The sequence below is a fragment of the Giesbergeria sp. genome (genome assembly GCF_028686475.1).
In the GTDB taxonomy this organism is placed as follows: Bacteria; Pseudomonadota; Gammaproteobacteria; order Burkholderiales; family Burkholderiaceae_C; genus Simplicispira.
On sequence record NZ_JAQUCA010000039.1, the window covers coordinates 1 to 11,309 of the forward strand.

Genomic DNA, 11,309 nt, shown 5'->3' on the forward strand with positions numbered 1-11,309 from the left:
TGCTTGCAAGAGTCTTTGAAAAAACTTTGCCAACACTGGAAACCTGCATCAAACCAAAACCCACTTGCTGCCAGTTGCTTTTCTTGTGACAGAAGGGCTTGGTTGGCAGCAAGGGCGTGATTGTAGCGCCAGATAAAGACTGACTTAAACCGTAGGGTTTTATGTTTTACGCCGTCGCCTCTGCTACGGCTTGCTCTAGTGCATCTATGAACAGGGCGGGTACATCGCAGCCGGTTTGTTGCTGGATTTCTTGGAAGCAGGTGGGGCTGGTGACGTTGATTTCGGTGACGCAATCGCCAATCACGTCAATGCCTGCCAGCAACAAGCCTCGGCGGTAGAGAATGGGGGCCAAGCTGTTGGCTATTTCCCAGTCCCGTGCGGACAGGGGTTGGGCTACGCCTTTGCCACCGGCGGCCAAGTTGCCGCGCACTTCGTTGCCTTGGGGGATACGCGCCAAGCAATAGGGTACCGGCTTGCCCCCAATCACCAGCACGCGCTTATCCCCTTGGGCAATGGCTGGCAAAAATTTTTGCACCATCAGGGTTTGGGTGCCATGTTGGTTGAGGGTTTCGATGATGCTGCCCAAGTTCATGCCGTCTGGCCCGACACGGAAGATGCCCATGCCGCCCATGCCATCGAGGGGCTTGAGGATGATGTCTTGGTGTTCGGCGTGGAATTGGCGCACATCGTCGGGGTTGCGCGTGACCAGCGTGGGGCCGATGAACTGGGGGAATTCTAGGATGGCCAGTTTTTCGGGGTGGTCGCGCAGGGCGCGCGGTTGATTGAAAACGCGCGCGCCATCGCGCTCGGCCTGCTCTAGCAGATGGGTGGCGTAAAAGTATTCGCTGTCAAAAGGCGGGTCTTTACGCATCAGGACGGCATCAAAACTGGCCAAGGCAGCGTTGCGCTCTGTTTGTACGCTGAACCATGCGGGGGTTTGGCCAGTCAGGGTGATGTCTTGCACTTGGGCTTGCACCGGCTGGCCGCGCAACCAACGCAGGTGCTGGGGTTGGCAGGCTGCAATCTGGTGTCCACGGCGCTGGGCTTCGCGCATCATGGCGAAGGTGGTGTCTTTGTAGGTGACAAAGGACGCGAGGGGGTCGGCAACGAACAGGATTTTCATGGTGAAAAAAGACTCAAATAGTGACCTTGGAACCCAATTCGACTACGGCATTGCTGGGCAGGTGCAGGAAGTCGGCTGCACCGCTGGCATTGTGGTGCATTTGGGCGAATAGTTTTTCACGCCACGCTGCCATGCCACCGCCAGAGGTGGGGATGACGGTGTCGCGTGATAGAAAATAACTGGTACTCATAGGCTCTAGGGTGCAACCCAAAGGCCCTAGTTGTTCTAGCGCCAAGGGTACATTGGGGTTGTCCATAAAGCCGTAGTGGATGACCACTTGCCAGCAATCGTTGCCCAAGGCGGACATTTCGACCCGCTTTTCGTGGGCTATCCACGGTACTTCGTGGTGGCGCACAGAGACAAACAGGTTTTGCGCGTGTAGCACTTTGTTGTGCTTGAGGTTGTGCAACAGTGCGTTGGGTACGCCGTTGGGGTCTGCGGTCAGAAAAACTGCCGTACCAGCCACGCGCACTGGGGGGCTGACAAACACGGCGGTCAAAAATTCTGGCAGGGGGATGGCATCGCTTTGCATGGCTTGGTGCAACAGGCGCCGGCCTTCTTTCCAGGTTTGCATGACGATGAAAATGGCCCCTGCAATCACCAGCGGGAACCAGCCGCCATCGAACAGTTTGAGCAAATTGGAAGCCCAGAAAGCAAAATCAACCGTAAAGAAAAAGGCAGTGGCACCAACGCACAACCACAAAGGCAAACGCCAAGCATTGCGAACGACAAAGAAGGTTAGCACGGTGGTGATGAGCATATCCGTCGTGACGGCAATACCATAGGCCGAAGCCAAAGCACTGGAGGATTTGAACATGCCCACCGCCAAAACAATCAGCACAAACAAGCCCCAATTGACAAAGGGCAGGTAAATTTGCCCTACTTCTTGCACACTGGTGTGCAGCACGCGCAGGCGCGGTAGGTAGCCCAACTGAATCACCTGTTTGGTGACGCTAAAAGCACCAGAGATTAAAGCCTGCGAGGCGATGACAGCGGCCATTGTGGCCAGCAGCACCAGCGGCAGCAAAATCCAATCCGGGGCCATCATAAAAAAGGGGTTTTTGACGGCCTCGGGCTGTTTGAGCAGCAGGGCACCTTGGCCGAAGTAATTGAGGGTCAGTGCGGGCATGACAATGGTGAACCAGGTCATGCGAATCGGGCGACGGCCAAAATGGCCCATGTCGGCATAGAGGGCTTCGCCGCCGGTGACGCACAACACCACGGCGCCCAAGATGATGAAGGTAATGCCGGGCTGCTCCCACATGAATCCTAGCGCATAGTGTGGACTGATGGCCCACAAAATGCCCGGATTGCCCACAATATGGTAGATGCCCAAGGCTGAAATTACGATGAACCAGACCACCATCACGGGGCCAAAAAAGCGCCCAATGCTGGCACTGCCGCGCTTTTGCACGCTGAACAAGAGCAACAAAATCACCAGCGTAAGGGGTACCACGGCTTTTTTGAAGCTGGGAGAGATAACTTCTAGCCCCTCCATCGCCCCCAACACGGTAATGGCCGGGGTAATGACTCCATCGCCATAGAACAGGCAGGTGCCAAAAATGCCTACCAGCAGCAGCACATGGCGCAAGCGCGGCTGGTGTTTGACGGTTTGCGAGGCCAGCGCCAGCATGGCCACCAAGCCGCCTTCGCCGTGGTTGTCGGCACGCAGCACCAAGGAGACATATTTTAAAGAGACGATGACGGTGAGCGTCCAAAAGAAGATGGACAAGATGCCGTGGACGTTGTCGGGGGTGAAGGGAACATGGCCGGAGCCAAAAACCTCTTTGACCGAATACAGCACGCTGGTACCGATGTCGCCATAGACAACGCCAATGGCACCCAGCATGAGTGCGCCAAGTGAAGATTGAGAGTTTTGCACAAAAAGACCCCACAAAAAAGTGCGGAATGCAATTGTGCGCCTACTTTAGTCGTACACCTCGGCGTTGGGGTCGGTGGCTTCGAGTTCGTAGCTGGCGGCCAACATGGCCAAGCGGGCCACGACACCATACATATAGAAGCGATTGGGAGCGCTGGCACCCGGACGCGCACCCGGTTGGGGTAGCTGCGTGCTGTGGTGAAAGGCCAAGGGGACAAAATCCGCACCAGGGGTATTGAGGTTTTCATCGACCCCGCGTTGGGCATGGATACGGTAGAAGCCGCCCACCACATAGCGGTCAACCATATAAACCACTGGCTCGGCCACGGCCTGTTGCACGCGCTCTTGGGTGAGTACGCCTTCTTGAATCAGGATGTCATGCACCGCTTGGCCATCTTTACTGACGGTCATGGCGGCCAAGGTAGCGGGCGCGAGTGCGCTCAACTCTTTGGCATCGCGCACCGTCATGACCCCCAAACCGCAGGTGCCGTTGTCGTTTTTGACGATGACGAATGGCTTTTCGTGGATGCCGTATTCTTTGTATTTGCGCCGGATTTTGCCCAGGACGGTATCGACTTGGGTTTGCAGGCATTCCATGCCGGTGTTGCTGGCAAAGTCCACCTCGCTGCATTGGCCAAACAGGGGGTTAATCAGCCAAGGGTCTATGCCTAGCAGTTTGCCAAAGCGTTTGCTGACTTCTTCGTAGCTGCGAAAGTGGCGACTTTTGCGCCGCACGCTCCAACTGGCGTGCAGGGGCGGCAGCAGGTGCTGGGTTTGCAGGTCTTCCAAAATGCCGGGTACGCCTGCCGAGAGGTCGTTGTTGAGCAAAATGGTGCAGGGGTCAAAATTTTTCAAGCCGACACGGCCACGCTCGCGCAATAGTGGCTCTAGGGTGATGGAGGTGCCATCGGGTAAATCCAACACGACCGGGGTTTTGACCTCCGGGCTGATGGAACCCATACGCACATTCAGCCCTGCCATGTTAAAAATGCGCTGCAATTGTGCCAAGCTGCTCAGGTAAGAACTGTTGCGCTTGTGGTTTTCGGGCACGATGAGCAGGTTGCGCGCTTCGGGGCAGATTTTCTCAATCGCTGCCATTGCGGCCTGCACGGCCAAAGGCAGCATCTCGGGGGTGAGGTGGTTCCAGCCCCCCGGAAATAGATTGGTATCGACCGGGGCCAGCTTGAAGCCCGCGTTGCGGATATCGACCGAGGTGTAAAAGGGTGGCGTGTGCTCCATCCACTCCAGACGGAACCAGCGCTCGGTGGCGGGCATCGAGTCAATGACGCGCTGTTCGAGTTCGTTGATAGGCCCAGTGAGGGCGGTAATGAGGTGCGGAACCATAGGGTGCCCTTGAAACACAGTTGCGCCCCATTGTAGGGAGTTGGCAGCTGCCCTCCCAACGCAACCGACTCACCGCCGCCAAAAAGCGGGGGTCAGTAAAGCCATAAAGCTGAGAATCTCTAAACGCCCCAACATCATGCCCAAAGTGCAAACCCAAAGCTGAAAATCGGTCAGGGGGGTGAAGTTGCCCGCTGGCCCAATGCTGCCCATGCCCGGCCCGACGCAGTTGACGCTGGCAATGGCGGCACTCACGGCGGTGATGGGGTCTAAATCGGTCAACAGCAACGCCATGCTCAACACAATGACGGTGCCCCCATAAACCAGCATAAAAGCCATGATAGAAAAAATGGCCCCACTTTCGACCACCGATCCGCCCAAGCGCACCGGCTGCACGGCATGGGGGTGTACCAAGCGCGTCATTTCGCGCCGTGCTTGCTTGACCAAAATCAGCATTCGCACCATTTTGATACCGCCACCGGTAGAACCGGCACTGGTCGCGACACCCGAGAGCATGAGCATCAACACCGGGGCCAGCACCGGCCATTGCAGATAATCTACCGTAGAAAAACCAGTGGTAGTGGCCACCGAGACGACGTTGAACATGCCGTAGCGCAGCGCCTCTAGCGGGCCATAAATGTCTTTGGCCCAAAGCAATACGGCCACGAGCAAACCGCCACCGAGCAGCGCGGCTAAGGTGGCCTGCATTTCGGGGTCATGCCAAAAACCGCGCCAATGGCCTTTGCGTAGGGCCACAAAATACAGGGCAAAATTGCAACTGGCCAGCAGCATAAATACCAAGGCCACCAGCTCCAGCCCGATGGATTGAAAATAAGCAAAACTGGCATCGTGCGAAGACAGCCCGCCCAAACTCACGGTGGCGAACATGTGCATCAGTGCGTCCACCGGCGACATGCCCAACAACCAGTAGGCGATAAAGCAGGCCACCGAGAACAGGGCATACACGCCCCACAGCCCTTTGGCGGTTTCGGTCATGCGCGGGGTGAGTTTGGTGTCTTTGATGGGGCCAGCGGCTTCGGCTTTGAACAGTTGCGCCCCACCAACGCCCAGCATCGGCAAGACGGCTACCGCCAAAATCAAAATGCCCATGCCGCCCAGCCACTGCATAAAGGTGCGCCAGACGTTGATGGACACGGGCAGGGTGTCTAAATTGGGCAATACCGTGGCACCAGTGGTGGTCAGGCCCGAGACGGTTTCAAAATAAACGTGGGTAAAACTCAAGGGGCGGCCAATTTGCTCATAGGCCAACAGCAGCGGCAAGGTGGCAAACAAGGGCAATAACACCCAGACCATCGTCACCAGCATCACGCCGTGGCGCGGTTGCAGTTCGCGTTGGTAGCGGCGCAATGCCAGCACCAAGGTGCCCCCCACCAGCAAAGTGAAGGCCATCGACACCGGATACACCGGCCAGATGCCATCTTGCATCCACCAAGACACCAGCAGCGGTACGCCCATTGCCAGCGCAAACAACATGATTAACATGCCCAGCACGCGCAAAACGGGAAAAACATCGTTCATAGCAAAGGGCCGTGGCGGAGGCCATCAAAAGAAGGTGGCACTGACACGGAACAGTTTTTCTACATCGCGCACGAGGCGCTTGTTGGGCAGGAAAAACACCACGTGGTCATTGGGTTCGATGACGGTATGGCTTTGCGGTATGACGACCTGCGGTGGGCCAGCGGGGGCTTGCGGGGCTTCTTCTAGGCCATGCAAGCCACGCACAATCAGGCCAATGTGGACGTTTTCGGGCAAGGACAGGTCACTGACTTTGCGCCCCACCACGCGCGAGCTTTTGCGGTCGCCACGCGCCACGATTTCTAACGCCTCGGCCACGCCCCGGCGCAGGCTGTGGACGGCCTGCACATCGCCTTGGCGCACATGGGCCAGCAATTCACCCAACATGGCTTGGGCAGGAGATAGGGCGATGTCAATCTCGGTGCCGTGCATTAAATCGGCATAGCTGCGCCGGGTGATTAGAGACAGCACGCGGCGCGCGCCCATACGCTTGGCCAGCAAGCTGGACATGATGTTGTTTTCATCGTCGTCGGTCAGGGCCAAGAAAAAATCAATCTCTTCGATATTTTCGGCTTCTAACAAACTCTCGTCGGTGGCATCGCCTTGCAACACCAAGACATCAGGCGGCAAGGTAGAGGCCAAAGCAATACAGCGCTCGGGGTGGCCTTCGAGCAGCTTGACGTGAAAGCGTCCCGGCTGGCGGCCCAGCTCTTGGGCCAAGCGCAAGCCTACCTCGCCGCCCCCAGCCACCATGACGCGGCGCACCGGACGCGCAGGCTGGTTCGGGCGGCGGTGTAAGGCGGCTAAAACAAAGGGAATATGCTCACGCGCGGCCAGCACAAACACCTCGTCGCCCGGCTCAATGCGGGTGCTGCCAGCACAGGGCACGAAGCGGTCTGGCTCTTCGGGGAAGCGCCGGTAAATCGCCACCAGCCGCATCGCCACATTGGGCATGTTTTCGCGCACCTGGGCGATACTCTGGCCCACCATCGGTGCCCCCGGCATAGCGCGGGTTGAGACCAAACAAGCACGGCCACCGGCAAACTCGCGCACCTGCATGGCTTCGGGGTATTCAATCAGCTTGACGATATAGCGCGTCAGCGAAGCCTCGGGGCAGATGATGTGGACCCCAAAACCCTCCGGCCCGGCCAGCACCCCGCCCGGATCAAAACCCGAAGAGCGCACGCGCGCAATGCGCGCCGGGATATTGAACATCAGTTGCGCTACCTTGCAGGCCACCAGATTGGTTTCATCTTGGGTGGCGCAAGCAATCAGCAAATCCGTGTCTTTGGCCCCGGCCTCGGCCAGCACGCTGGGGTTGATGCCACTGCCCACGACACCGCGCAGGTCAAAGCGGCTTTCTAGCTCGCGCAGGCTTTGGGCGTTGGTGTCAATGACGGTGATGTCGTTGCGCTCGGACACCAAGCTGTCGGCCACACTTTGGCCGACGCGCCCGGCACCTAGGATGATGATTTTCACGGGGTGCTGTGTTTAGCCGCGCACTTCGCCTTCGCCCAGCACAATGTACTTGAGCGAGGTCAGGCCCTCGATGCCCACCGGGCCACGGGCATGGAATTTATCCGTACTGATGCCAATTTCGGCCCCCAAACCGTATTCAAAGCCATCGGCAAAGCGGGTGCTGGTGTTCACCATCACGCTGCTGGAATCCACCTCGCGCAGAAAGCGCTGGGCGTGGATGTGGTTGGTGGTCAAAATCGCCTCAGTGTGCTGGCTGGAATAGCGGTTGATGTGGGCGATGGCCTCCTCCACCCCAGACACCACTTTGATGCTGATGATAGGGGCGAGGTATTCTTCGCTCCAATCTTGCTCCGTCGCGGGCAGCACGTTCGCGCCCGCTACGTCTTGCAACAAGGCCAGCGCTTCGGGGCAGCAACGCATTTCTACCCCTTTGGCGGCAAACACGGTGCCGATTTGCGGCAAAAACTGCGCCGCGATGCTGCGCGCCACCAACAGGCTCTCGGTGGCATTGCAGGGGCTGTATTTTTGCGTTTTGGCATTCTCGACCACACGCAGGGCCAACGCCACGTCAGCGCTGTCATCAACATAGGTATGGCAATTGCCATCCAAGTGCTTAATCACTGGCACTTTGGCATCGCGGCTGATGCGCTCAATCAAGCCCTTGCCGCCGCGTGGGATGATGACATCCACATACTGGGGCATGGCGATGAGTTGGCCCACGGCCTCGCGGTCGGTGGTGGCTACCAACTGTACCGCGTGTTCGGGCAAACCAGCTTCTTGCAGCGCCTGCACCACCAAACGGGCCAAGGCTTGGTTGGAGTCAATCGCCTCGGAGCCGCCGCGCAAGATACAGGCGTTGCCGCTCTTGATGCTCAGGCTGGCGGCCTCGATGGTGACGTTGGGGCGGCTTTCGTAAATCATGCCGAACACGCCAATCGGCACGCGCATTTGACCCACGCGGATACCGCTGGGCTGCTGCTTCATACCGATGATTTCGCCAATCACATCCGGCATGGCGGCCAATTGTTCGCAGCCTTGGGCGCAGGTTTCTAAGACTTGGGGCGTGAGCTTGAGGCGGTCCACCATCGGCTCGGCCAGCCCAGCGGCGCGGGCGCGCGCCAAATCGCGCGCGTTGTCGGTCTGCAAAGCCTCGGTTTGCTCGCGCAACAGACGCGCTAGGGCCAGCAGGGCCTTGTTTTTGACAGCAGCGGGGGCCTTGGCCATCAGGGCCGAGGCGGTTTTGGCTTGCAGACCGAGGGTCTGCATGATTTCGGTGACGGAGAGGGCGTTCATGGGCGTAGATTCTGGCAGAAGCGCGCCCAGCGTGGGCAGCAATGTGCTGCCAGCACCAACTGGTGAAAATCTAGCCACCAGCCCCCATATCCACTGCCTTGCAAGCCAACTGCACCACTTTGGGGATGGGGCGGGTAGCCGTGCGGTAGTTGATGATGTTGCGCCTGCTCATGCCCAGCACCTGGGCCGCTTTGCTGGCAGAAAGTCCATGCTGCATCATCCAAGCATCGAAAATGCGTGCCGGATTACCCGATTGCTCGCAAGCCAGGCGGTAAATCGTGGTGGCCGCAATCGACAACGGGCCTTCATCGTCCCAAGTCAGGCCGCTGCCCCATTCTTCTACCGCCACCCGCGCAAACAGGGCGGCATCGGTCAAAGGCTTGAGGCTTTTGAAACCAGCCACAAATTCGGCAAGATCCAGCTCGGCACTCCATCCATCTTCAAAACTGACAGCGATACGCATGGCATCCAGCGCTCGGACGCTGGTGATTCGGGGCAGTTTTTCGCGCATTTTCAGTCTCCGTTAAGTTGGTTCCATTCGGCTTCGATGAGCGACCGGTTGGCCAAGGCCCAAGCGATGGCTTTGGCTAGTAGCTTACGGTTTGCACAGCCAGCAAGCTCCATCATGGTGGCAAGATCTACCGCTGAATCACCGTCGGGGGTACGCACATGAAAATGCGGCGGCGCATGGTCAGCATAGACTGAAATTTTCATTTTGCCGTCGCGGTAGATCGTATTCATTGCTTTATGATAGTGCAAAATTTGCATCATTTAGTGCAACTCAACATCAACCGCTGTTTGCCTCAAGGCGCAAACACCTCTTGCGGATTAGGCGGCGTGCAGGGCCTCATTCACAGCACCACGCGCTTTCCTTTGCTGAAGTCGTATTCTTTGGGCATAGGAAAAACTGGGGTCAGAATCTCATTGAAAATGAAAAATTGGAATCTGACCCTAATTATTTCGGGTCGCGCTCGCCTTCAGTGCCAATGAAAGGCCGCAAGTCAATCCGATGAGTCTCGCACACCTGCTTCCCCGCGAAACCGTAAGATGCCGTTATGGAAAACTGTTGTGGGACAACTTTTTGGTCAGCCCCCGAGGCGAAAATGACAAAGCCTTGGGCCAGCGCAAATACTAGCTTTCCATTAGGCGGAAGGCTTTGTATGGATTCAACGAACGCCGCCTTCGTACGAAGATTGTTATCCGCTTGCTTCACCTCCCCGAACTGGAAGAAATCTTTGTCCATCGAGAGCTGAAGATTCTCAGCAGCCGTCCGTCCTGTATTCTCAATTTTTAGATAAAGAACAGTGGTGTGCGGCCTGACATATGGGGAGATACTTACATATGGTCTGAGCATCGCCTCAGACTGCTCTCTTACCGCTTGAACAGACGCTTCGCTCGCCTTTGCCATTTTGTGTGTCAAATAAGAGTAAATGGTAGTGACAAAGACAAGAATAGCCGTGAGGTAGTCGATTACTTCCATAGAGTGCTCCATGAGACCTAACGAACTAAAATAAGCGGCGGCTGGAAGCCGTCCGGGTTGAATGCAATGTTAGGCATATCTGCTATAGAGCACCATCTTCTTCTTTTTTGATCTCTGCCTCACATTTATTCTCATTAGAAAAAGAGTATTCCACTGAAATAACTGCTTCTTCGGTTCCAAGTGCGGAAGCTATCAACCCAACGCTTTTCAACTCTGAATTAAGTGTTGCGCCACTTTCATGATCCCAGACAGAAAATAATACCCGCTCTTTTTTAAGAAGTGCGATCATCCAATCTCGGGGTTCATCCCAAATGCTTCCCTGAAGTAGTCGATCAATATCCTTCGATTTCCCGTAGTTAGCTGAAAGCCGCTCCTTCAGGTCAGTGAATTGGCTGCGAACCTCTGAGCCATACACGTTCGTTTTCATGGTATTGCCGATACCTTTAATCCAGCATAGGCCGCTAGTTGGCCCAATTTGTACTATGTATTCTTCAAAGGCCGAATGGGGCTTGGGGACAGAGGCTAATCTCCATTTGCCTGGGGCAACCTTCTGAGGCTTTCCTCCAATCTGTGCGAGTGTCATTCCTTCAGCAAGACCGAAAGGACCGTTGGCTGTTGAAACCGTTGCTTTGTCAGTGCTATCAGCTACTGGCTGGGGTGCAGGAGCAGAGGCGGTTGGGGGAATAGCCGAGGCTGAGGAACTTTCCTGCTTAGAACAAGCAGTAAGCGCAAGTGAGATAAAGGCGGCAGATAGTAATTTTTTCAACATGAGGTTCTCCTTTGGATTGTGAGCAGATGGGGTTTTTAGCCTAACGAACCAAAGTAACCGGCGGCTGCAAGCCGTCCGCGTTGACTGCCGCGTTAGAACCAAAGCCCACACAACAGCCACCCGAAGCCAGCAGCATAGCCGGAAAAATTAGCCTGTACCAGCGCCAATACGACACGGGAAAAATTGAGCCAAACGACCAAAGGCAAAACCTACTTTGGAAAACTGGCGACAACAAAAACCAGATTTTTACGCTCTTGGAATAAGCACGACCGTGGGCAAATGCTAACGCTGAAATCAGCGGTGCCGAAAGCGTCCGCTGGATTGATTAGTTGGGCGGCAATGCGTCGATAGAGCGAAGGATTGCCCGTGCGATTGCCTCTCTTTTAAAAAGATCATCCGTTCTGTTTGG

10 protein-coding genes are annotated in these 11,309 nt (G+C 56.4%); all 10 read right to left on the reverse strand.

Features of this window, described 5'->3' with window-relative positions:
- Positions 1-166: 166 nt before the first annotated feature.
- Positions 167-1,123, reverse strand: a complete 957-nt coding sequence (gshB, locus tag PHX60_RS15285) for a glutathione synthase (RefSeq protein WP_300079497.1) — start codon at positions 1,121-1,123, stop codon at positions 167-169.
- Positions 1,124-1,136: 13 nt separating this feature from the next.
- Positions 1,137-3,005 carry a potassium transporter Kup gene (locus tag PHX60_RS15290; RefSeq protein WP_300079499.1) on the reverse strand — a complete coding sequence of 623 codons (1,869 nt, stop codon included), beginning with the start codon at positions 3,003-3,005 and terminating at the stop codon, positions 1,137-1,139.
- Positions 3,006-3,050: 45 nt separating this feature from the next.
- Complete coding sequence (gene gshA / locus PHX60_RS15295) at positions 3,051-4,346, reverse strand: glutamate--cysteine ligase (RefSeq protein ID WP_300079502.1); 1,296 nt, start codon at positions 4,344-4,346, stop codon at positions 3,051-3,053.
- A 69-nt stretch (positions 4,347-4,415) separates the two neighbouring features.
- On the reverse strand, positions 4,416-5,882 hold the full coding sequence (locus PHX60_RS15300; protein WP_300079504.1) for a potassium transporter TrkG: 1,467 nt from the start codon (positions 5,880-5,882) through the stop codon (positions 4,416-4,418).
- Between the two features lie 24 nt (positions 5,883-5,906).
- A complete protein-coding gene (gene trkA / locus PHX60_RS15305) occupies positions 5,907-7,358 on the reverse strand; it encodes a Trk system potassium transporter TrkA (RefSeq protein ID WP_300079506.1) in 1,452 nt (483 codons plus the stop codon).
- 12 nt (positions 7,359-7,370) lie between these two features.
- Complete coding sequence (locus PHX60_RS15310; protein ID WP_300079508.1) at positions 7,371-8,651, reverse strand: glutamate-5-semialdehyde dehydrogenase; 1,281 nt, start codon at positions 8,649-8,651, stop codon at positions 7,371-7,373.
- 70 nt (positions 8,652-8,721) lie between these two features.
- On the reverse strand, positions 8,722-9,162 hold the full coding sequence (locus PHX60_RS15315) for a DUF2442 domain-containing protein (RefSeq protein WP_300079510.1): 441 nt from the start codon (positions 9,160-9,162) through the stop codon (positions 8,722-8,724).
- 2 nt (positions 9,163-9,164) lie between these two features.
- Positions 9,165-9,422, reverse strand: coding sequence for a DUF4160 domain-containing protein (locus PHX60_RS15320; RefSeq protein WP_300079513.1), 258 nt, complete (start codon positions 9,420-9,422; stop codon positions 9,165-9,167).
- A gap of 184 nt (positions 9,423-9,606) precedes the next feature.
- Positions 9,607-10,131: a hypothetical protein gene (locus tag PHX60_RS15325; protein ID WP_300079515.1), complete on the reverse strand. Its 525-nt coding sequence runs from the start codon at positions 10,129-10,131 to the stop codon at positions 9,607-9,609.
- A gap of 82 nt (positions 10,132-10,213) precedes the next feature.
- Positions 10,214-10,900: a hypothetical protein gene (locus tag PHX60_RS15330; protein ID WP_300079517.1), complete on the reverse strand. Its 687-nt coding sequence runs from the start codon at positions 10,898-10,900 to the stop codon at positions 10,214-10,216.
- Between the last annotated feature and the right edge of the window lie 409 nt (positions 10,901-11,309).

Excerpts from the sequence above, each read along its gene's own strand:
- PHX60_RS15310 (WP_300079508.1), bottom strand. The coding sequence starts at position 8,651 with ATGAACGCCCTCTCCGTCACCGAAATCATGCAGACCCTCGGTCTGCAA.
- PHX60_RS15330 (WP_300079517.1), bottom strand. The coding sequence starts at position 10,900 with ATGTTGAAAAAATTACTATCTGCCGCCTTTATCTCACTTGCGCTTACT.
- gshA (WP_300079502.1), bottom strand. The coding sequence starts at position 4,346 with ATGGTTCCGCACCTCATTACCGCCCTCACTGGGCCTATCAACGAACTC.
- PHX60_RS15320 (WP_300079513.1), bottom strand. The coding sequence starts at position 9,422 with ATGATGCAAATTTTGCACTATCATAAAGCAATGAATACGATCTACCGC.
- PHX60_RS15315 (WP_300079510.1), bottom strand. The coding sequence starts at position 9,162 with ATGCGCGAAAAACTGCCCCGAATCACCAGCGTCCGAGCGCTGGATGCC.
- PHX60_RS15325 (WP_300079515.1), bottom strand. The coding sequence starts at position 10,131 with ATGGAAGTAATCGACTACCTCACGGCTATTCTTGTCTTTGTCACTACC.
- gshB (WP_300079497.1), bottom strand. The coding sequence starts at position 1,123 with ATGAAAATCCTGTTCGTTGCCGACCCCCTCGCGTCCTTTGTCACCTAC.
- PHX60_RS15300 (WP_300079504.1), bottom strand. The coding sequence starts at position 5,882 with ATGAACGATGTTTTTCCCGTTTTGCGCGTGCTGGGCATGTTAATCATG.